This window comes from Parabacteroides sp. AF17-3 (assembly GCF_003635445.1).
Lineage (GTDB): Bacteria > Bacteroidota > Bacteroidia > Bacteroidales > Tannerellaceae > Parabacteroides > Parabacteroides goldsteinii.
In genome coordinates, this window is sequence record NZ_QTMM01000008.1 from 150,500 (window position 1) to 173,925 (window position 23,426).

A 23,426-nucleotide genomic window follows, 5' to 3' on the forward strand; every position below is an offset into this window, starting at 1 on the left:
AACAAGGATTGTTTAGTTTTTTAATAGTCGTTAGCCTCTAATGATGACAGATAGCCAATGAATAGTAATGGCTGTCTGTCAAATTTCATCTGTAGACAGTCCGTAACGCTTCATTTTGTTAAACAACGTTTTCCGGCTGATAGCAAGAGCCTCGGCTGTCAGTGTCCGGTTGAAGTTGTGCTTCTTTAGGGCTTCCAGAATCAGTTCCTTTTCCATTTGCGCATTGATTTCGCGGATGCTTCCTCCGCTTCCGGCGATGGTTGCTTCTTCCGTCGAATCATATCCTTTTACCCGGTCGGGCAAATGTTCGGGGCGGATCGTACCGTCCGTACATAAGATCATCGCGCTTTGCAGGGCATTCTCCAGGTCACGCACATTGCCGGGCCAGTCGTAGGAAGAGAGTAGCTTTACCGCTTCGGGAGTGATAGACTGCACATCGAGGCTCAATGCCTGGTTGTATTTACGGATAAAGAAATTAGCCAGCAGGGGAATATCTTCTTTCCTTTCCCTGAGCGGGGGAAGGATCAGGGTAAATACATTCAGACGATACAACAGGTCGAGACGGAAATGTCCGTCTTTTACTTCATCGTCCAGATTACGGTTGGTGGCGGCTACGATACGCACATCTACCGGTATCGCCTTCTTTCCGCCGATTCGGGTGATCTTCCGCTCTTCCAGCACACGGAGCAATTTAACCTGTGCATCCAGGGGAAGTTCTCCCACTTCGTCGAGAAACAATGTCCCGCCGTTTGCCCGCTCGAAAGTGCCTGCCTTTGCTTCTTTGGCATCGGTAAAGGCACCGCGTTCATGGCCGAATAGTTCGCTTTCCATCAATGTCAGGGGAATGGCGCCGCAGTTGATGGCAACGAAAGGGCCGTTCGCCCGCAGGCTGTTGTGGTGGACGGCACGGGCGATCAGTTCTTTTCCCGTACCGCTCTCGCCGTGGATCAGGACGGTCGCATTGGTTTCCGCTACCCTCAGGACCTGTGCCATCACTTGTTTCAGTCCTGTGTTCTCGCCGATCACGTTACTTCGTTTTTCCCCCAGTGTCTTTTTCAGGGTGGAGATTTCACCTTTCATGCGGCTGTGTTCGACGGCACGTTTGACGATGAGTAATAATTTATCGTTGTCGAAAGGCTTTTCTATAAAGTCGTAAGCCCCTTTCTTCACAGCGTCGACGGCGAGGGAGATGGAACCGAAGGCGGTCACAAAAAGGACAACCTGGGTTGGGGAGATACGCCTGATCTCCTCCAATGCTTCCACACCGGTCAGTACCGGCATCTGCTGGTCCAGCAGAATAACGTCGGGCTGGAAGGAGAGGAGAGCCTCTACCGCCTCCCGTCCGTTTTCGACGGGCATTACATCATATCCTTCATCGGTCAGCAAACGGGCGATCATCTTGCGGATGCGCGGTTCGTCGTCGGCAACTACTATTTTTGCTTTCATATGCGTTGCGGTAATTTTATATTCATACAAGTGCCCTTGTCCGGCACGCTTTTTACTTCGATCTCGCCTTCATGGCGGTTGATGATACCGTAGCAGATGGCGAGCCCGAGTCCGGTTCCTTCTTCCTTGGTCGTGAAGAAGGGGTTGAATACATTCTCGATGTTCTTCTGTTCGATCCCCTTGCCGCTATCTTCAAATGAGATGATCAGGTAACGGGAATGGGTATTGATGGGAGTTCCCTTTTCTATACTTATTATTAATGTACGCGAGCGTTCCGGCGGATTCTTCCCCATCGCTTCGACGGCATTCAGGATGATATTCAGGAAAACCTGTTTCAGCTGTTCCGCATCCCCCTGGATGGTCGTGTTGTCGGTGAAATATTCGAATTCCACCTCTACGTTTTGTTTGCGTAATGTATTGGTCACCAGCAGGAGCGTCTGGTTGATCAGCTGTTCAATATTTATATCGGACGTGTTCAGGTCGGACGGACGGGCGAAAGACAACAGACCTTGTACGATCTTGTTGATACGTTCCACTTCCGAGATCAGCTCCGTCACCATTTCGCTTTTTACTGGGTCGGCGCTGAAGTCTTTGCTCAGATATTGTATCGTGCTCCGGATGGCTGTCAGCGGGTTACGTATCTCATGGGCCGCCCCGGCTGCCAGTTCGCCGAGTGTTGCCAGGCGGTCGGTACGGTACATCTTTTTCAGACGTTCGGTCTGCTGCTCGTAAAGCGAAGCATGTTCGATGGCGAATGTAGCCTGGTTGATCAGGATGGAAAGCAGGTTCAGTTCCTGTTCGGTGAATGGGGCGCCATCGGTTTTCTTCCCTAAAAAGATCGTACCGTTGATCTGGTTCATGATCTTGAGGGGGAAGATCAGTTCGGCACCCAGTTGCCTGATTATTTCCTGTTCTTCGGGAGGAAAATAGGAGACGATATCCGGATGCCTGGAGATGATCAGGTGCTTTTCGTTGACAGACAGCCAGCTAATCAGCCGGCTGCGGTTGGTCAGCGTCACAGGCTTGTTCTTCGCTTCGTTCTGCAGTTTGAATTTGCCTGTGTTTTCATCCAGCAGGAAGATATAAACACTTTCTACCGGGCATATTTGCTTTACCTTGGCAACGATATTGCCGATCAGCAGTGACTTGTCGACGATCAGAGTGAGCGACCGGTTAAACTCCGAGAGCAGCTGCTCCAGGTTCGGTTGCCTGGGTTGTTCGTCCTTCTTGAATAGTGGCATACTTTTTCTTGATCTTTGTGCAAAAGTACGCAAAATCGTATTAATTGAAACAATCGAACTTCGGTTTATCTCCCATCTCGAGCAACAACGTCCCTCCGGATACGATGGCAACGAATGGTATTCGGGGTTGTTTCAGTTCTTTTCCGTTCAGATAAGCCTTTTGGATATAGATGTTTTCTTTTGAGTTGTTGCGGGCTTCGATCGTGAAAGTCTTCCCTTTATAATAACCGGGGTCCAGACGGATCGTTATTTTGTTGAATAGCGGGCTGCTCAGTTCCAGTTCCGGCTTCAGGGAAACTCCTCCGTTCATTTCGAACAGACCCAGTGCGCTCATCACGTACCAACCGCCCATCTGACCTTCATCCTCGTCGCCTTCCCAACCATGATAAGGGGTTGAGCCGTAGAAACTGTCCAGGATGGCACGCGACCATTTCTGGGCCAGCCAGGGTTTACCGGAATAGTTGAACAGGAACGGGGTACACATATTTACTTCGTTTCCCTGATTGATGTAAAACTCAGCCGACTGTCCTGTGGTACGGTCGAATACATGGGCGGCAAACTTATGCTTTTCCGATTTGATAAATCCCTCTTCCAGCCGGCTGTTGAAGAGGTCTTTCCCCAGGAAGTCTACCAGTCCGGGAATATCGTGCGGCACGTACCAGGAGTATTGCCAGCTGTTGCCTTCTATGAATCCCTTATTGGAGAACACATCGAAATCCGGGTCCCAGTTACCCAGGCTGTCACGCCGCATGACGAACTTTTTCTCCGGGTGGAATACGTTCTTATAATTCATCGAACGTGCCAGCAGCGCTTTTCCTTCTTTTTTCTTTCCGAGTGCCAGGGCCAGTTGGGAGACGCACCAGTCGTCGTACGCATAATCGAGTGTTTTGGAAACCACTCCCTTTTCCATCGGCATATAACCTTGTTTGATATAAACGTCCAGCAGAGGGTTGCCGCAGCTGCCTCCGCAGGGATGGTCGATACCTGTTTCCGTGACGTTTTTCAGCACGGCTTCATAGATTGCTTCACCGTCTTTGCGTATGCCTTTTTGATAGGCGGCAACCATCAGGGCTGTTTCGTGCGAACCTTCCATGATGCCGGAGTATTCCAGTCCGGCCGGCCCTTTGCTTGTCCATCCGGTATGTTTGAACATCTCCAGCTGGGTGGTTACCCAATCGTCCACGATGCGGGGGGAGATGATCGACCAGAGGCCGTTTAGATTCCAGAAACTGTTCCAGAAGGCATCGCCGCCATACATATTCCCGTGATCCAGTTGCTGTATGTTTTCACAAGCGTCTCTATATTGGCCGTTCACATCGTTCCATGTTTGTTTGCCGGCATAGGCACGATACAAGTTGGTGTAGAATTTTGTTTTGTCCACCTCGTTCGTTCCTTCTACTTCTATCCTGCCGAGCAGTTCGTTCCATTTGTTGCGGGTTTGGGCGACTACCCGGTCGAAGTCATACTGCAAGGGGGCGAGTTCGGTGTCCATATTCAGCCGTGCCTGTTTGATACTTACCAGCGATAAACCGGTTGAGACGGTTATGCTTTCTCCTTCGGTTGTGGAATAGATTGCGTAGGCTCCGATATCGTTCTTGCCGGCAATGGATTGTATGTCGTCTTTTTCTATCCCTTCGTTCCATCCGTTCAGTTGCGAGAAAGGTTTGCTGAAACGGATGACGAAATGCAGTTTGTTGTTGTTCCAGTTACTCCACGGACCGGACTGGCAGTCGGCATATCCTTCGAGTTCGGTATTGCTGACTTTGGTGATGCAGGCATCTTTCACATTGAAGCCATAGTCCCATTCGGTCGGGAATAGGAGGTCTATCAGTATCCTGGATTCTTTTCTTTCGGGAAAAGTGTACCGGTGAATGCCGCAACGGGTGGTGGCCGATAGTTCCGCTTTTACCTCATGATCGTATAAATAGACGGAATAGTAACCGGGTGAGGCCTTTTCCGTTTCTTTCAGTATGCGTGAATGATAGCCGGCGTTTGCTCCTTTATAGGGAGAATCGGCTGAAGGGTTTGTCAGGGCCAGGTCGGCTGTGGTCGGCATGATCATCAGGCCACCCATCGTCCAGGCATGCAGATGGCTGAAACCGGAAACGCTGTTGATGGCGTATTCGTATCCTCCCATCCAGACATTTCCTTGGTTATCCGGTCCGAGTTGCACCATGCCGAACGGTTCTTGTGCGTAAGGCCCCAACATCCACCGGGAGTTGGAAGTACCGATAAACATATCCACATAATCGACGGGTTCTTTCGGTTTTGCCGAAATGAGGGTGAAAGGGAGAGAGAGGAGAATTAAGATGTAACTGCTTATTTGTTTGCTATTCATGGTGTTGATCTATTAATTATTGTAAGGCAAAGATATGTGTTTTCTTCTGTGCGGGTATATAACTTTCTGCTGATTCGGTTGCATTATCTTATGATGGCGTGCAATTGGGTAAAATATTACCCACTTTGGGTAACGGCTTTCCCTTTTACCCAAGGGAGAAATAATTACCCATCCGGGTAACCGATGGAAATACAACCGGTTGCAGTTTTGGCACGCCATTTGCCTTACTATAGGCAGGTAAAACAATAAATAATGACAATTGGGTAACCTGTTACCCGAAAGAACTTAATTCGATATAGTATGAAAAGAAATTTACTGGTATCACTGTTGATGGGATTCGCTTTGGCAGGGTATGCGGAGACGGAGAATCTCCGGCAGATCACCTATGATGAAGCGATTCACATTGCTTTGGGGGAAAGCTATACGGTGAAATATTACAAGGAAGATATGGACGCAACCCGTTACTCTTACCTTTACACAAAAGCACAATTCAAGCCGTTGCTGAACTTTGACTTCTTTACTCCTTCATGGACGGAAAGCCTGACGGAGATTTCGCAGGCCGACGGTCTGCCGGTCTACAACTCTACCGGTTCGTTACAAGTGGGCGGTAACCTGAACTTTACGTATGTCTTGCCTACCGGCGGTAATTTCGCCCTGAGCTCCAAGATGTACTGGGAGAATTACCGGACTACACTTTCGCAGCGGGATTATGAAGAACTGGAACGTGACCAGGTGTACAGCCGTTTTGCCCTCTCTTTCAACCAACCCATCTTTACCGCCAATAAACTGAAGGAAAACATGAAAGTGGCCGAACTCGATTATAAGAAGAGTACCTGCTATTTCACCCGTATCCAGATGGATATCGTCTATAATGTAACAGAGAGTTTTTATACTGTATATAAACTGGCCTACGAACATAAAATCAATCAGGACCGCCTTGTCAACTCCCGCGAAGCATACCGTATCACCAAGTTGAAACAGGAGACAGGCAACCTTCCCGAAGGTGAAATGCTGATCGCCGAGATTACCGTCGCACAAGACGAAGCCCGTGTGATGGAAAGCGAAGGCAAGCTCGCCGCCGCCAAAGACCAGTTCAAGCTACTTATCGGCCTTGACCTCAAAGAAGAGATCGACCTGAAAGCAGATATGGAGTTCGAAGCCTTCATCGTCGACATGCAACTGGCCATCGACGAGGCTTTGCGTAACCGCATGGAAATAAAGGAAGACAACCTCGATATCGAACTTCAGGCCATCGAAGTGAAGCGTGCCAAACGGGAACGGGAATTTAAAGGAAACATTTCCGCCTATTATGATTTCACCGGATTGAGTACACGCGGAGATGGAACAGTCGGTCAACTGGTCGGTTCATCCTTTGATAACATGCGCGACCGTCCGGCTAACCGGGGTATCGCCCTGACCGTCTCTTATCCGCTTCTGGACTGGGGACGTGCCAAAAACCAGGTACGCCGCGAGCAAGTCCGCCTGAAACAGCGCGAATTGAATCTCGACAATACCAAGCGGACTATCGAACAGGAGATTCGCGAGATTGTCCGTAGTGTGTATGAAGCGGAGAAGCGTTACCGCATCAATCGCCGGAACCAGGAAGTAGCGATACAGAGTTACCGTATCAGCCAGATGCGTTTTGAGAACGGCGATATGACGAGCCAGGAACTTTCTATCGAACAGGAGCGCCTTTCACAGGTGCAGCTTGCCTACATCGACAGTTATATCACCTATCGTCTCTCGGTGGCCGACCTGAACCGGAAGACCATGTATGACTTCGAACATAACCGCAGTTTTCTGCCGGAGAAAGGATAGAAACCAGATTTGCTTAGTATTCTGGTTCATAGCAGATTGCAGTTTCATTGCTGTTTCTGCTTGTGAAACAAAAGTTTCTCCTGCATGAAACTTTAGTTTCTTCGGTACAAAACTTTAGTTTCCTCTTGACAAAACTAAAGTTTTCATAGCAGGAAACTGAAACGCCTCCGGGAGCAAATTAGAATGATAACATAATAAATAAGAACAGATGAACAAACACATGAAAAGTTTTATTGCGGTATTGCTGGCCATCCTTCTGATGCCCTTTACCGTCCGGGCACAGGAAGACAGCGAGGCAGCCTTGTTGCTCGACCTGAAAAAGACCCGTGCCGATTACGAAGTGGCCAAACAGAAGTATGAGAACGACACGAAGCTGTATAATGAAAAAGCCATCTCAGCCAACGATTTCAACCGTTCGAAAAACGAGTTGCTGAGTAAGGAAGTCGATTATCAGAAACTGATCCTGAAGCTGATCTCCCAGCAGAGTTACATAACGGTGGAACGTGCGGTGAAATATCAGGACCAACGGGGCGAACGCAAGGTGAAGATCACCCTGAAAAGTGCCCTCGAAGGGAACGAAGAGTATCTGAGCCAGTTCAAGGAACACTTCGATGTGTTCACGCCTGAGATGCGTTCCGGTAAGATATATAATATATATGTATCTTTGGTGGATAATGAGTCGAAAACGATCATCGGCTCGCCGTATGAGTTTCGTGTCCCTTCCATCGAGTTGGGTAAGGTGGCGACGGCCGATTTCGAATTGCTGAAAGATGCGGAGAACCTGACCGTCTCGCTGAACTACAACAACCGGAAGGATGAAAAGAATATCTATCTGAAAAAAGATGCCAGTGTGAACGTGATCGACATATCCTCCATGCAGTTCAGCCAGGAAGCCGACCTGAGCAGCAAAGCGACTTATGATCTGACACTTGAGCGTTTCTCCACTTCGGATGATGTCTACCGCCTGGAAGTGCTCGACCTGCCGCGCCAGATCAGTTACGACTTTACCGACGGAGAAAGTAAGGTGACGCAGATCAAATTTGCGCAGGGTGTAAACATAAAGAAGTTATCTTTGCAGGTCTATTTGCCGGATCGCGACGACCAGCAGGTAGTGATCGATAAGCCGATAAAGTTCCAGGTGCAGACCGTAACGGCGTCGAACGGCGAGAAGGCCGGAAGCGAGAACCTGGAGATTATCCCCCGCGGAAAAGGAAAGATCGAAGTGCGTGCAAACAACCTCTACCATGAAACGACCGTCGGCAAAGAAGTGGTTATGGATGTAACAGTCCGTAACGGTGGAACCCGCCGTCTGGATAACATCAAGCTGACAACAGAGAAGCCTCTCGGATGGGATACCCGTATCGAACCGGATGTAATCAGCAGTCTTGAACCGGAAAAGGAATTAACGGTAAAAGTAACCATCATCCCGCCGTCGGACGGTGGAGTAGGTGCCCAGGAAGTGAAGATCAAAACGGAAGCAATGGCCGACAACCGCAAGGTAGATACGGAAGACAAGACAGTCCGCATCCAGGTAAATGCTTCGACTTCTGTCTTCGGCACCATCTTCCTGATCCTGTTGCTGGTCGGCTTCATTGGGGGAATCGTTTGGTTCGGAATGAAGCTTAGCAAAAGATAGTTACTTTTCCCTTGATGGAAAAGTAACCAAAAGATCAAGGCTGCACCGGCTTCACTGCTACGGAAGAAGACTACGCTGTCGCATCTGAACTCGCTTCGCTCAAACAGCAGATGCTCCTGACGCTTCGTCTTCTTCCTTCGCGGACGTTCATCCGCTGATGCCTTTCATAGAACGCGTTGCGTTCTTTGGGGATTGCCGACACCGGCACCTATATAACAGGCAGTGTCGGCCATCCCCGGAGGAAGTGAAACTTCCTAAAAAGGCATCAGCTGGCGAGCGTAAAGCGCAGCAGCCGGAGTGAGCGTCCGGAGCATCCGCTGTTTGAGCGAAGCGAGTTCGGAGGCGACAGCGAACGCAGGATGCGGAGTAGCGAGGCAGATGTAGCCTTGAACTTTTGATTACTTTTCTTTCAAGAGAAAAGTAATAACGAAAATAAGAATAATAACAATTGAAATTAAAACATAAACACCATGTTACAAGCAATCGATTTGACAAAGAGATACGAAGATGGCAATCTGGCCCTTGATGCCTTGAACCTAGAGATCAAGCCGGGCGAAATATTTTTCCTGCTGGGAGCAAACGGGGCAGGGAAGACCACTTCCATTAATATCTTCCTCAACTTCATCGAACCCACTTCGGGCCATGCCCTGATCGACGGTATCGACGTTATGGAAAAACCGCTGGAAACAAAGAAGCATGTCGCTTTCGTTTCCGAGAATGTTATGCTCTACGGCAACTTCACCGCCCGTCAGAACCTCGACTTCTTTGCCCGCCTGAGCGGTAAGACGAACCTGACGAAAGACGATTATTACAACGTCATGCGCCGTGTCGGCCTGCAGGAAGAAGCCTTCGAACGCAAACTGAAAACCTTCTCCAAAGGTATGCGGCAGAAGGTCGGACTTGCCATCGCCATTATCAAAGATGCCGACAACATCGTCATGGACGAGCCGACCACCGGACTCGACCCCAAGAGTGCAGCCGAACTGATGCAGATATTGATTAACCTCCGTAACGCCGGCAAGAGTATCCTGATGTGTACCCACGACCTGTTCCGTGCCAAGGCAGTGGCCGACCGTGTCGGCATCATGAAGGAAGGACGTCTGGTGATGCTCCGTAGCCGTGAAGAGTTCCTCCAGGACGACCTCGAGCGTATCTATCTGGATTATATGCAGGAAGCTATTTTGGAATAAGAGTATAAACCATTAATAATAAGTAATATGATTTGGTTAATAGCAAAGAAAGATTTCCTGCTGAACTTGTTGTCGGTCAGGTTTATTATAGGGTTTGTACTGTGCCTGCTGGTGATACCGTTCACGGTGATCGTCAGTGTGGAGAATTATCAGAACCAGGTGCGTGTCTTTAAGATCGAACAGGCAAAGGCGGATAAGGAAATGAAAGAGAGCCGCGTTTGGTCACATGTTCGTCCTACTGTTATACAGGTGCCGGAGCCGCTGAGTATCTTTAGTACGGGTATTATCGGTGATGTCGGCAATAAGGTGAAGGTTTCTTTCTGGGAACATCCGCTGTTTCCCGAAGGGCATACTCTTACCCGCGACAATCCGTCGCTGAATGCCTTCTTTTCGATAGACTTTTCGAAAGTGGTCGCTATTCTTATCTCGTTGCTGGCACTCGTCTTTTCGTATGATGCCATTACCCGTGAACGGGAAGACGGGACGATGAAACTGACCTTTACCGGACAGGTGAGCCGTATCTCCTTCCTGATGGGTAAGTTATTGGGACTGTTGCTGACGTTACTGCCTATTTTGCTGTTCTGTTATCTGCTGGCCTGCCTGATCATTGTGGTTAATCCGGCGATTTCCCTTTCAGCATCCGACTGGGGCGGCTTGTCGCTGCTTTTCCTGACTTCCGTCATTTATATGATGGTATTCCTTTTGTTGGGAATGTTTATTTCCAGTCGGGTGACGCATTCGTCTTCGTCCATTATTATCAGCTTGCTGTGCTGGATATGGTTCCTTTTCCTGATGCCTAATATTGCGACTTATCTGGCACAAAGTATTTCGAAAGCGCCTTTATACGATAATGTACAGGCAACCATGAGAAATTATGACGAGGCTTTTCATAAAGAATATATGGAGGAATGGCCGCGTGCGTCCCAAAGGGTCAATATGAAATATTTGAGTTATAATAATTGTACCGGTGACGGACCTGAATATCTTGAATTGGCCGGAGGCCCGAAAGAGACCCCTTTATTCCATCAGCAGATGCAGATTTGGGCAACTCCTGTCATGCTGAATAATGCGGATAAGAAATGGGCTTTGCAGCGGAACTATCTGGACGGACTGGTGCGTCAGCAACGGTTGCAACAAGCCATCGCCTGGTTGTCGCCCTCCGAATTGTTCGACCAGACAACGGATGCTTTATGCCGTACCGATGCGGGCAGCTTCCTTAAATATATGGAAAGTTTGCGTAAATACCGGGAGAACGTCATTACCTATTTCAAGGATCATAAGCTGTTTGAGTCTACTGCTTACTTTACTGCCCAATCTTTGGATGAATTCCCTACACAGGCGGAAATGGAATCGGGGGATGAAGTTGCAATGAGGAAATATGACAGAAGTAATTCTGAATTTCCGTATTTGGATACCAGCGGTGTTCCCCGCTATGTTCCTCAACCGATCACACTTTCGGCTACGCTGGGTGCTGCACTGGGACGTTTATGTGCCCTGCTGGGATTGGTGATCGTATTGTTGGTCGGGACAATCGTGTCGTTTATGAAATATGATGTCAGATAATAAATAATTACAGTTATGTTTACAACTTTATATATACGTGAATTGCAGAACTATCTGTATAGCCTGCGCTTTCAGGTTTCTTTTGTAATTGTTGTGCTGGTGTTTACCTTGGGTAGTGTTTCATTCGCTTCTTCTTTTAAGGATATGCATGATAACTATACCAAATATAGCGTAGCACAGCAGGAAGCAATAGGCAAACAAGCCGAAAATATCTCAAAAGTAGCGACAGCAAGGAATAGCTTTATCATCTCTCCGCGCGAAAACAGTGTGATTGCGGATTGCAAGGAAAGCTATTTGCCTAACCGTATTACCTACAGTGCTTATAATGTGTTTGATTATTCGGTACGCCATGATAGCAATAATCCTCTTCTGATCCGTACGGATAGTTTGAGTTGGTCGTTTATCGTTTCCATGTTCCTTAGTTTTATTACGCTGCTTTTTGCTTTTGATGCCATTTCAGGGGAAAAGGAGGAGAGGACGCTGGCTTTGGTCTTTTCAAATGCCGTGCCCCGGCGCACCTTCTTGTGCAGTAAGCTTTTGAGTATTATAACAGTGATAGGAGTCATGGAGCTGGTCGGTATCATAATCAGTCTGATTATCCTGGCTGTTTCCGGTCAGGTGCAGTTGAACAGTAGCTTTCTGATAGAGACTGCCGGGTTTATACTGATCAGCCTTTTGTTCATCACTACGTTTGCCGTATTCGGTTTGCTGTCGTCGGTGGTGACGCGCTACTCCAATATCAGTTTGCTTATCTCGCTTTGTTTCTGGTTGTTTGCTGCGGTGGTCATTCCTAATACGTCTGTATTCTGGGCAAAGACGCTGTTCAGCATACCGACATCGGACGAAGTGGCTCAGAAGCGCCAGGAGGCATCCAATGATATTAACCGGAATGCACCGGAAGGAAGCTGGTCGTCCAATGGTATGGATGCATTTTATCCCCGGCATGAGTTGCGTGCACGAAACCAGAGCAATCTGATGAATAGCGATAAGAAGTATAATGATGCCTATTACCTGCAACAGTTCCGTCAGTTTGAGCAGACCCGTAATTTCACGCTGTTGTCACCGATCGCGCAGTTCGATTATATGAATGAAGCGTTTCTGGGAGGTGGTTACCTGCGTTTTCAGAAGAACTGGAATGACCTGCATGCTTTCCAGGAACAGTTCTTACAGTGGTTCAAAGACGTCGATGCCAAGGATGACGGTAGCCCTCACTGGTATAATCCTTATGAAGATTATTCCACCAGTAAGAAACCTGTAGCCGTCGATCAGATTCCGCAATACCAGGAACAGATCGCCTCTTTCGGGCAACGCATCGAATTCATCGGCGGTTATATGATTGCTATGATAGTTATGATTGCTGTTTTGTTTATGGCTTGCTTTTATTTCTTTACAAGATACGATGTACGGTGATAACTGTCTAAATTTTGTACATCACTGTCTAATTATTGGACAGAATGGGATTTTAGTGATAAATATATATGTTTGATAAATAGATGTTTGTGTGTTTTGGCACGCTGTTTGCACTATAAACGGCGTTGCCGGACATACTGTAAAGTAAAACCGGGCAGCTGTCCGTTATTGGACAGGTTATTATTTATAAAATAGGTAGTTATCAGATAGATACACTTATGGCATGCTATTTGCCATGAATTAGGTAAAAAGATAAACAATACTAATAAGATGTGTGTTTTCAACATGAAGGGAGCAACTCTGGCGAACTGCTCCCTTTTATAACCTAAAAAGGTTAACATAATTGATGAGGTTCTCTTTGGCGAGAGAACAAGCTCTTCCTTGTGCGTGAGCATAGGGGAGAGATTTTTTTATGCTTTAGCTCCTTTCATGGATAACTTTTCAAGGAAATATACGATAGCGAAGCCAAATATCATTAATCCTACGGCTTCCCACAACAACTGGTCCGGCAAAATATTTGCTTCAACCAACGGCTTGATCACTCCATGGCTGTCGGTATATGTCTCGATCGTTTCTTTCCAGGGCCATACTTTGTTGAGCGAACCCAGCATAAAACCGGCCAATACTGCGATTGTCGTATCATGGAACCGGCGCAGGGCATAAGAGAGTACTCGTGAAAATGAAGTGATACCTATTGCCGCGCCACAGATAAATACGAGCATGACCGGGATATTGAGTGTCTTTACCGCTTCCATGATATAGAAATATTTTCCGAGCAATACCAGAATGAAACTACCCGAAATACCCGGCAAGATCATCGCGCAGATCGCAATGGCTCCGCAAAGGAAGATAAAGAACAGATTTGTCGGTGTCTCCGCCGGTGTGGCAACGGTAATGTAATAAGCAATGATAGCCCCGATGATAAAACTCAGTATCGATTTCCAGTTCCATTGTTTGATATCTTTCGATACGAACCAGGTGGAAGCCAGTACCAACCCGAAAAAGAAGGCCCACACCAGGATCGGATGGGTAACCAACAGCCAGGTAATGAGCTTTGCCAGCGAGAAAATACTGATCCCGATGCCGGCAACGATAGCCAGCAGGAAGTTGGCATTTATCGCTTTCCAGAAAGCGGCGATCTTACCGGTGAAGAGTAGCTTCAGGCTTGCTCCGTTAATACTCTTGATCGAATCGATCAGTTCTTCATAAATACCAACAATAAAGGCAATTGTGCCGCCCGATACGCCGGGAACAACATCGGCTGCGCCCATACCCATGCCTTTCAAAAGTAGGAGACCGTAGTCTTTTAGATTTCTGTCCATTATTAGTTATTATTGTCCTTATTATTGAGGAATTCCTTTGTCAGATCTTCCGGCGGGATATGTTTGCCCAGCAACTGCTGCTCCACATCGCTGAAGTCGATACCTGAGTTTTCCAGGTACTCGATCAGTTCTTTCGGGGTAGTCTTGCTGAAGTGCTCGCCGAAATGCTTCATATCTCCTTTAGCCAGATAAGCCATAGCCATATGGAGATGGATAAAAGGCAGATTCGGATTAACGGCATATACCTTATTATAATATTTGATCGCCTTGTCGATATCGCCTTTCATGTAGAGATACTGTCCGGCATGGAAAAGGCTTTCAAAATCCTCCGGTTGATAGTAGTCTCCTTTATCCAATACTTCGAACAGACGTTCGGTGGTCTCGACTGCCTGCTTGTCTTCTCCGTTTTCTACGTAGGTCAAAGCCAGCAGAGAGAGTATCCTGACATTGTTGGGGAATAGTTCGACCGCCTTTGTCAATGTCTTGGAAGCCTCCCGGTGACGTTCCGTTTCTGCACAGCAACGGATGAAGTTGATGTATGCAGCCGGTTCGTTGTCAGTCACCTTTTTGCCGATAATATCTTTCAGCAGATTATAGGCTCCTTCAAAATTCTCAAGTTTGATATAACACTCAGCCATGAGCGGTTTGATGCGCTCCGCCATCTCAAAGTCGCCATTGATATCCTGATATACTTCCAGTGCCTTTTCATAATTTTCGTTCATGTAGAGGCAGTAGGCTTTCAGTATCTTCAACTCCGGGTCCGAATCATCGCAGGTCAGTGCAAAGTCGAATGCTTCGATTGCCTTTTCGAACTCCAGTTTAATCGAATATAACCGTCCGAGTGTGAACCAGTATTCGTGGGAGTAAGGGTTTTTGTCGATCAGTTCGTTGCAGATGCTGATCGCCCCGTCGATGTCTCCTTCTATTTCCCGGTTGTAGCATAACTCATCTTTCAATACCAGATTCTGAGGGAATAAATCAATGCCGCGGTTTATGAAATCGCGGGCTTCATTGTTCATTTCCATATCACTTAAAAGGGGAGCGGTATATTCGAAAACGGTTTCCAGATAATCGCAATCCTCTTCGATCAATTTTTCTGTGTACTCGATCAGTTTATCATACCGGTCGAGCATGCAATAACATTCTAACCGTAATAAGTCAAGGTCCTGGTTGTCTGTTTCAGCGATTGAATCGATCAGAGCCAGTGCACTGTTATAATCTTCATTATAAACGAAGAGTTTGCATTGTCTGATCTGTAAGTCTGTATTACCCGGATGAAGTTTTAGTCCTAAAGCTAAAACTTCATCAAAGTAGTCATAATTATCCGATTCTTCAAAGCTGCCCAACAGTTCATCTACTTCATCTGCATCGAAATAGGGTTCTTTTCCCATTTCGCGGGCAGACAGATAACGTTGTAGCAGGCGTGAAATATCATCTTTTTTCATAGGGAATAATTTTAATGTGCCAATATGCCAATTTGTTAATATGCCAATAACCGGAATGATTAGTATATCCTGTCTGGTACATTATTAAAATCGGCGCATTGGCATATTGTTTAATTGGCAAATTATCAAGCCTTGTCCTTCACCTTGCTCCACGTATCTTTCAGGGATACGGTGCGGTTGAAGACGAGCTTTTCGGGCGTAGAGTCTTTGTCTACGTTAAAATAACCGATACGCTGGAATTGTAAATAATCTAACGGCTTGGCGTTTGCCAGATATTTTTCCACGTAACAGTTCGTTAATATTTTCAGAGAATCCGGATTGATGATCTCTTTCATCGCATCCAGCACGGAGCAATTCTTGGCTTCGCGGATAGCGGCCAGTTCATCACGCGGATTTTCTACTTTCCAGAGTCGGTCGTACAAGCGGACTTCTGCCGGTAGACTATGCGCACAACTCAGCCAATGTAGCGTTCCTTTTACTTTGCGGTTGCTGTCCGGCATGCCGCTCTTGGTATTCGGATCGTACTCGCAATAGACTTCCACCACTTCGCCTGCATCGTTTTTCTTGCAACCGGTACACTTCACGATGTAAGCATTCTTCAGACGTACTTCCTGTCCGGGAGTCATACGGAAGAACTTCTTCGGTGCATCTTCCATAAAGTCGTCTCTTTCCATCCACAGTTCGCGGCTGAATTCGATCAGGTGGCTGCCTGCTTCCGGGTCTTCCGGGTTGTTTATAGCTTCCATCTCTTCCACCTGTCCTTCCGGATAATTGGTGATGATCAGTTTGACCGGATCGAGAACGGCCGATACACGGGTGGCACGGGCATTCAGGTCTTCACGAACGGCACTTTCCAACAAGGCGAATTCGTTCAGGGCGTCGTAAGTGGTATATCCGATCTTATCGACGAACTTGCGGATAGACTCGGGAGAATAACCACGGCGGCGGAATGCACAGATAGTCGGCATACGGGGATCGTCCCAACCGTCGACCAGCTTTTCTTTTACCAGTGTAAGCAGGTTGCGTTTGCTCATCAGCGTATAACTCAGGTTCAGTTTGTTGAACTCAGTCTGACGCGGACGGTTGTCGTCGAGGTCTTTACCCTCTTTCAACCAGTCGATGAACAGGTCGTATAACGGACGGTGTACCACAAACTCGAGTGTACAAAGCGAGTGTGTAACGCCTTCAAAGAAGTCGCTCTGTCCGTGGGCAAAGTCGTACATCGGATACACTTTCCATGTATCGCCGGTGCGGTGATGGTGTGCCGACGTCACTACGCGGTAGATGATCGGGTCGCGGAAGTGCATGTTCGAGTTTGCCATATCTATTTTGGCACGCAATACCATAGCACCTTCTTCCACTTCGCCGTCGCTCATCTTTTGGAACAACGCCAGGTTTTCTTCGATAGGACGGTCGCGATACGGACTATTGATACCCGGTTGGGTAGGGGTTCCTTTCTGCTGGGCGATAACTTCCGAACTTTGTTCGTCGATATAGGCTTTTCCTTCTTTGATCAGACGGATGGCAAAATCCCACAATTGCTGGAAATAGTCGGATGCGTAATAGATGTTACCCCAATGGAATCCGAGCCATTCTATATCTTCTTTGATTGCATCGACGTACTCTACATCTTCTTTTACAGGGTTCGTGTCGTCGAAACGAAGGTTACAAACTCCGTTGTAACGTTCTGCAATACCGAAATCCAGACAGATTGCTTTGGCGTGTCCTATATGCAGATAGCCGTTTGGTTCGGGTGGGAAACGGGTTTGTATACGTCCGCCATTTTTACCTTCTGCCAGGTCTTTTTCAACATTTGCTTCAATAAAATTCAGGCTTTTTTTGCCTTCTTCTTCGTTCGTTCTGATATCGCTCATATCTGTTATAAATATGTTATTTCTTTATTAACGGAACAAAGGTAGCGATTTCTTTATTTGCTGCATAGCAATACAAGTTTTTTCCTGTATTTGTGGCTTAATTTTATCGAACAGAGTATAATACATGGATAAGGAAAAAGTTGTTTTACCGGCTTTTCTTAATTGGGTTACTATAGTCTCACTATAGCACACAGGTGACGTAGAACTGGCGGATTTACACAGAGAAGATGTTTATTTTATTAAATAAGAATCTGTGCCCATCCGTTCAATCTGTGTCACCTGTGTGCTATGGTGAAACGTAGAATGTAATGCGTCAGAACAAGCTGATTAACAGAGCTATGTTCAATACCGTAACCATGGTTCCCAATAATACGAGAAGGATGGTGGTTGAACGGGAGTTGACATATTGTCCCATTACTTTCTTGCTGGAGGTTAGATATACCTGGGTAAAGACCGTGATAGGAAGCTGCACGCTCAGCAGCATCTGCGAGAGGATCAGTCCTTTGAACGGGTCGCCGATCAGGAAGATGATGAGCAAGGCCGGAACGAATGAAAGAATGACTCCCAGCTTGGAGTGTAAGTCTTTATGATTGTAGGCTTCCCCATAGAAACCGGCAAAGATGGAGGCTCCCGCAATACCCGATGTGATCGTTGATGAAATACCGGCCAGCAGCAGTGCGGCGGCAAAGATCACGCCGGCGTTGTTTCCAACCAGGGGAACCAGTAATTGTTGCGCCTGGTCCAGTTCGTCTACGGTAATCTTTTCTTTAAAGAATGTTGCTGCCGCCAGGATAATCATGGCTGAGTTGATCGCCCAGCCGATAACCATCGACAGGAGCGTATCATAGAATTCGTATTTCAGCTGCTTCTTGATGACGGATTCATCTTCCAGGTTCCATTCGCGGCTTTGTATCACTTCCGAGTGGAGGAAGAGGTTGTGGGGCATCACTACGGCACCGAGTACGCTCATGATGATCAGCATAGAGTTGGGAGGAAACGACGGTTTTACCCATCCGGTGACGGCCTGTCCCCAATTGACATCGACCAAAGCCAGTTCATACAGGAAAGAGAGGCCGATAATGGAAACGAACATGATGATCCAGCGTTCTATCTTGCTGTAGGTATTGCTGAGAAGCATGATCAGGCAGGCAATCGTAACGATTACGGCACCAATCTTTATCGGTATGCTGAACAGCATCCGTAGCGCAATGGCTCCACCTAATATCTCGGCAAGCGAAGTCGAAATGCTGGCAAGCATGGCCGAACCCAGAATAGGACGGCTAAGCATCCGGGGCATATATTTATTGGTCGCTTCCGATAAGCACAAACCGGTTACGATTCCGAGGTGGGCAACGTTGTGCTGGATAATGATCAACATGATGGAAGAGAAAGTAACCACCCATAGCAGTGCATATCCGAATTCGGAACCGGCTGCCAGGTTGGTTGCCCAGTTTCCGGGGTCGATGAATCCAACGGTGACTAATAATCCAGGGCCTATGTATTTTAAAAGGTCTAATCCTCCGGAACGAGGTTTGTGATTGATCTTGAGTTTGTCTAGCAGTTTCATGTTTTTATTACTTGTTATATCAAAATGTTAGTTACTTTCTTTTTATTCTTTCCTGTAGTCTTTTGAAACAGACCTACCTCTAAATTCATTTAGACGTACGTGTAAATCGATTTAGACCTAGGTGTAAATAAAATTAGACGTACCTCTAATAGAAATAACAAAGGGAACGTTTTATTGTTTTCTACGGGAACGTCAGAATAAACGACGTTTTGTTTATCGCCGGATTGCTCTTTAAGGCAATGCTACCCCCCGAGAGCCGCATGATCTGCCGCGAGATGGACAATCCGATGCCGCTTCCGCCTTCTTTGGTCGTGAAGAACGGCACAAAAATATGTTCCGCTTCTTCCGGTGGAATGGTAGGACCATTGTTGCTCACCTCGATAATCACGGACTCGTCCGGATTACAATAGGCTTTCAGCTCGATTAGCCCGTCCGGTTGTCCGCTGCCGATGGCCTGCATGGCGTTTTTCAGCAGGTTCAGTACAACCTGGGTGATTAGTTTTTCATCCGCATAAACGATCAGGTCGGCCGGTTCTATATTTATATTAATCGTTATATTGGGGAAATTGTTGTGGTGACGGGCCAGGTTTGTCATCCGCTCCGCAAACTTTTGCACATAGAATAACGAAGGTTCCGGTGTCGGGATATGGGTAAACTTGCGGTATGACTCGACAAATGAGATCAGGCTCTTTCCCGTTGTACTGATCACTTCCAGTCCGTTACGTATTTCGCTGTCGGCGTCTTCGTGGATGGAAAGTAATGTATCGCTCAGTGAGGTGATCGGGGTGACGGAATTCATAATCTCATGTGTCAGCACACGGGTCAGACGTATCCAGGAGTCGATTTCCTTATCGTCCAGTTCGCTGTTGATATCGTTGATAGCCAGGATACGCACATGTTTTTCCTGCAAGGTCATTTCGGATACGCGGATGGAAAGGTTTACCGTTCCGCGTTCGTTTACGAATGATATCTGATGTTTGTCGCCCGGGAGGATATTGGCAATCGTAGTCTGTAGTTTTTCATCGATGCGCGCCAGCTGTTTGACATGGGTGAAAACGGAAAGGCCTAACAGACGAAGGGCTTCGTTGTTGGTCTGGTAGATGTTGCCTATGTCGTCCAATACGATTATGCCGGTATTGACCGAGTTCATGATCAGCTCGTAATATTTTTCTTTCTGCACAGCTTCCGCTTTCGCCTGGAAAAGTATCTGGGTGATGCGGTTTAATGATTCGCTCACCAGCTTATCGTTGGACGAACGTCCCCGAGTGGCATATTGGAATGCATAGTCGCTGTTGTCGATGGCATCGAACATGAAGGCTACCTTCTGGGCGTTGCGTTTGTATAACTGGCTCATCATCCGTATGGAATACAGCCAGCCTATGAAAACGAGGATAAACCATTCCCATTGCCGCGTCATGGCGAAATAGGTTCCTGCAACGGTTAATACTCCGAATAACCCCAGCCGGAAAGTCAGACTATGATAGATACCTTTTAACATAAGAATAATGTGTCAATGTGCTAATATGCCAATGTGCCAATTACGGATACAACCTACGCTGTGTTGTGTTGTGCTGTGCCCTTTTCATTGGCATATCAGCACATTATAATTCATAACGTTTGATTTTATTGTACAGCGTCTGACGTGAAATACCCAATTGGCTGGCGACGAGCGAGAGATTGCCGTTGTACTTGTCCATGGCATTCTTAATCATGTTGTACTCCATCTCTTCCAGCGTGGTTGCCTCTTTCAGTGGCGATTCTTTCTTGCGGGGGAAGTCGAAGTCGGAGCTGTCGAGGGTTTCGCCTTCGGAAATAATCACGGCCTTTTCGATGGTATGTTCCAGTTCGCGGATATTACCGAACCAGGGTTGCTGCTTCAATTTATCCTTTGCATCCGCGCTGAGGCGCATGGAGGATTTACCGTAGATATTGCAATATTTTGCCAGGAATATTTCAGTCAGCGGAACAATGTCTTCCGGACGTTCGCGGAGGGACGGTATTTCTACATGTATTGTGTTGATACGATACAAAAGGTCCTCACGGAACTGCTCTTTCTGTACCATCTCCTGCAAATCGCGGTTGGTGGCACAGACCAGGCGGATATTTACCGGGATAGGGGTGTTGCTTCCTACCCGGACGATGCTGCGGCGCTGGATAGCCGTCAGTAGCTTTGCCTGTAAATGATAGGAGAGGTTCCCGATTTCGTCCAGGAACAGGGTTCCGTTGTTGGCTGCCTCGAACTTACCGGGGCGGTCGGCGCGTGCATCGGTAAAGGCACCTTTCATATGGCCGAACAGTTCGCTTTCAAACAATGTCTCGGTGATGGCGCCCATATCTACAGGGACCATAGCCTCTTTTTTGCGGTTCGACAACATATGTATTTCCCTTGCCAGCATTTCCTTACCAGTTCCGTTCTCTCCGGTGATCAGGATATTGGCATCGGTTTTGGCAACCTTTTCGATCAGGTTGCGGAGTTGCTGCATGGCGTTGCTTTCGCCCCAGAACATACCGCTTTCCTTGGAGATAACCTGCTTGCTGCTTTCATGCGGAACTCCTTTCCGGTTTGCCATCCGGATATCGTAAGCCGTTTTCAGTGTTTCCAGCAGCTTCGCATTATTCCACGGTTTGACAACGAAGTCGGTGGCGCCTTCCTTGATGCCCCTTACTGCCAGGTCTATATCTGCATAGGCGGTGAAGAGTACGACCTGTACGGCTGGGTCTTCCTTCTTTATTTCGGACAGCCAGAAAAGTCCCTCGTTACCGGTGTTGATTCCGGCACTGAAATTCATATCCAGCAGGACTACGTCCACATTCTCGTTATGTAGTGTCGTCTTTATTTTGTTTGGAGTAGAGATGGTTATCACTTTCTCGAAGCAGGTGCCTAACAGCATCTGTACTGCGGTGAGAATCCCCTTGTTATCGTCTACGACCAGTATGGTGCCTTGTTTAGCCATTGTGATATTTAATGTATTTATAATGCAAAGATAGGGCTTCGGTTTTATACTACCTAACCTGTGTCTAAAATTTAGACAGATAAAATATGCGTACAAAACGGATAAATGCAGGTTGTCTAATAATTATACACCACTGTCTAATTTCTTTACACTTCTGAAAAAGAACGGTTTTTACAATTTATTGATAAATAGTGTTTTATCAGGTTTGGCACGCTCTTTGCCCTTTTGTTGGCAGAAAATAACACAAAAATGAAACAGATAATAGTTACATCGATTCTTTCGCTTAGCCTGGCAACAGTTGCCATGGCCCAGGAAAAACGCTGGACAATGGACGAGTGCATGCATTATGCCGTTGAAAACAGTCCGAAAGTCAAGAAACAAACCCATACGAGCGATTCTTATAAAGCAGAGTTGAATTCAGCAGTAGCTTCTTTCTTCCCTTCCATGAGTGCAAGTGTGGGAGCACAGTATAGTTTCGGACGTTCCATTGACCCGGAAACCAACGTCTATAACAATACATCTACATTTAATAACGGATATGGCCTGAGTGTTTCCATACCTATATTTAATGGGGGACAACTGATCAACCAATGGCGTATGGCAAAAGCGAACCGTCAATTGGGTATGAATGATATCCAGAAGGAAAAGGATGATCTGGCAATCAATACGATGCAGGCTTTTATGGATGTCGTATATTATCAGGGAACAGTAAAACTGGCTGCCGAGCAACTGGAAGAGAACAGCCGCATCCTGTATAAGACCCGTCGCCAAGAAGAGCTGGGACTGAAAGGTAAAGCCGATGTCGCCCAGATCGAAGCGCAGGTCGCTGCCAACGACTATAACCTGACGCATCAGCAGAATCTGCTGAATACAGCCATATTGACTTTGAAACAAAATATGAACTTCCCGTCGGATATGGAGTTGGACGTAGATACCATGCTCCTGGATAAATCGTATGCAACCATGTTGGAATCGGTGGAGGAAATTTACGATTATGCATCCGATAATAACCCGACAGCTTTGCAGGCACAACTTCAACTGAAGTCATCTAAAATGCAATATCTGATGGCTAAAGGACGCATGTTGCCCTCCATCTCTTTCTCAGCCGGTGTTTCTACCAATTATTATGAGAACCTGAAAGGAGAACAGGCTCCTGCTGCATTCGGAAGCCAGTTTAAGAACAACCGGGGGGAATACATTTCCTTTAACCTGAGTTTCCCGCTTTTTAATGGCCTGGACCGTCTGACAAATCTGCGCAAGGCCCGCAACAATATGCGTATCGCCCAGGAACAGCAGACCGAGGTGCTCCGCCAGTTGCAGACGGCTATCGAACAGGCTATCCTCGATCGTGAAGGGTACGCCAAGGAAACGATCCAGATGGAAAAGAAAGCCCAGGCGGACGAAATAGCTTACCAGGTGACTCTTCGCAAATTCGAAGAAGGCCTGATGAGCCCGATCGACTTACAGACCAGCGCCAACACTTTACTGCTGTCGAAAGCTGATTTGCTGCAACGGAAGCTGATGTATCTGCTGAAATGCAAGTTGGTTGATTACTATAAAGGTAAACCGTTGATTGAAGGTATAAACTGAGAATAAACAGAAACTGATAATAAAGAAATAAA

At 47.0% G+C, this 23,426-nt stretch carries 15 protein-coding genes; 6 read left to right on the plus strand and 9 right to left on the minus strand.

Annotated elements, in window-relative coordinates; all coding sequences use genetic code 11:
* Positions 1-78: 78 nt before the first annotated feature.
* From DWW91_RS12680 to DWW91_RS12690, 3 genes are read right to left on the minus strand one after another with little or no spacing between them, the layout of a single operon-like run.
* On the minus strand, positions 79-1,446 hold the full coding sequence (locus DWW91_RS12680) for a sigma-54 dependent transcriptional regulator (protein ID WP_122327986.1): 1,368 nt from the start codon (positions 1,444-1,446) through the stop codon (positions 79-81).
* Positions 1,443-2,687, minus strand: a complete 1,245-nt coding sequence (locus tag DWW91_RS12685) for a GAF domain-containing sensor histidine kinase (protein ID WP_122327935.1) — start codon at positions 2,685-2,687, stop codon at positions 1,443-1,445. The genes DWW91_RS12680 and DWW91_RS12685 overlap by 4 nt, the downstream gene beginning before the upstream one ends.
* A gap of 40 nt (positions 2,688-2,727) precedes the next feature.
* Positions 2,728-5,025 (minus strand): GH92 family glycosyl hydrolase, encoded by a 2,298-nt coding sequence (locus tag DWW91_RS12690; RefSeq protein WP_122327936.1) that lies wholly within the window; start codon positions 5,023-5,025, stop codon positions 2,728-2,730.
* A 300-nt stretch (positions 5,026-5,325) separates the two neighbouring features.
* Here DWW91_RS12690 and DWW91_RS12695 point away from each other — a divergent pair, with 300 nt between their 5' ends.
* The 5 genes from DWW91_RS12695 to DWW91_RS12715 all read left to right on the plus strand — a co-directional run bounded on the left by DWW91_RS12695 (position 5,326) and on the right by DWW91_RS12715 (position 12,642).
* Positions 5,326-6,843 (plus strand): TolC family protein, encoded by a 1,518-nt coding sequence (locus tag DWW91_RS12695; protein ID WP_122327937.1) that lies wholly within the window; start codon positions 5,326-5,328, stop codon positions 6,841-6,843.
* Between the two features lie 220 nt (positions 6,844-7,063).
* On the plus strand, positions 7,064-8,479 hold the full coding sequence (locus DWW91_RS12700) for an NEW3 domain-containing protein (RefSeq protein WP_224264898.1): 1,416 nt from the start codon (positions 7,064-7,066) through the stop codon (positions 8,477-8,479).
* Between the two features lie 470 nt (positions 8,480-8,949).
* Positions 8,950-9,669, plus strand: coding sequence for an ABC transporter ATP-binding protein (locus DWW91_RS12705; protein ID WP_122327938.1), 720 nt, complete (start codon positions 8,950-8,952; stop codon positions 9,667-9,669).
* A gap of 27 nt (positions 9,670-9,696) precedes the next feature.
* Positions 9,697-11,232: an ABC transporter permease subunit gene (locus tag DWW91_RS12710; protein WP_122327939.1), complete on the plus strand. Its 1,536-nt coding sequence runs from the start codon at positions 9,697-9,699 to the stop codon at positions 11,230-11,232.
* 15 nt (positions 11,233-11,247) lie between these two features.
* Positions 11,248-12,642, plus strand: a complete 1,395-nt coding sequence (locus DWW91_RS12715; RefSeq protein WP_122327940.1) for an ABC transporter permease — start codon at positions 11,248-11,250, stop codon at positions 12,640-12,642.
* 410 nt (positions 12,643-13,052) lie between these two features.
* On the opposite strand, the gene DWW91_RS12725 is transcribed toward DWW91_RS12715, so the two are convergent.
* From DWW91_RS12725 to DWW91_RS12750, 6 genes are all read right to left on the minus strand, one after another.
* Positions 13,053-13,964, minus strand: coding sequence for a DUF368 domain-containing protein (locus DWW91_RS12725; RefSeq protein WP_010803556.1), 912 nt, complete (start codon positions 13,962-13,964; stop codon positions 13,053-13,055).
* 2 nt (positions 13,965-13,966) lie between these two features.
* On the minus strand, positions 13,967-15,409 hold the full coding sequence (locus tag DWW91_RS12730; protein ID WP_048314702.1) for a tetratricopeptide repeat protein: 1,443 nt from the start codon (positions 15,407-15,409) through the stop codon (positions 13,967-13,969).
* A gap of 125 nt (positions 15,410-15,534) precedes the next feature.
* Positions 15,535-17,283: a glutamine--tRNA ligase/YqeY domain fusion protein gene (locus DWW91_RS12735; protein ID WP_010803554.1), complete on the minus strand. Its 1,749-nt coding sequence runs from the start codon at positions 17,281-17,283 to the stop codon at positions 15,535-15,537.
* A 313-nt stretch (positions 17,284-17,596) separates the two neighbouring features.
* Positions 17,597-18,850: an Nramp family divalent metal transporter gene (locus DWW91_RS12740; protein WP_007653312.1), complete on the minus strand. Its 1,254-nt coding sequence runs from the start codon at positions 18,848-18,850 to the stop codon at positions 17,597-17,599.
* A 181-nt stretch (positions 18,851-19,031) separates the two neighbouring features.
* Positions 19,032-20,348, minus strand: a complete 1,317-nt coding sequence (locus DWW91_RS12745; RefSeq protein WP_010803553.1) for a PAS domain-containing sensor histidine kinase — start codon at positions 20,346-20,348, stop codon at positions 19,032-19,034.
* 103 nt (positions 20,349-20,451) lie between these two features.
* A complete protein-coding gene (locus tag DWW91_RS12750) occupies positions 20,452-21,804 on the minus strand; it encodes a sigma-54 dependent transcriptional regulator (RefSeq protein WP_010803552.1) in 1,353 nt (450 codons plus the stop codon).
* Between the two features lie 249 nt (positions 21,805-22,053).
* Here DWW91_RS12750 and DWW91_RS12755 point away from each other — a divergent pair, with 249 nt between their 5' ends.
* Positions 22,054-23,394 (plus strand): TolC family protein, encoded by a 1,341-nt coding sequence (locus DWW91_RS12755; protein WP_048314704.1) that lies wholly within the window; start codon positions 22,054-22,056, stop codon positions 23,392-23,394.
* Positions 23,395-23,426 lie beyond the last annotated feature (32 nt).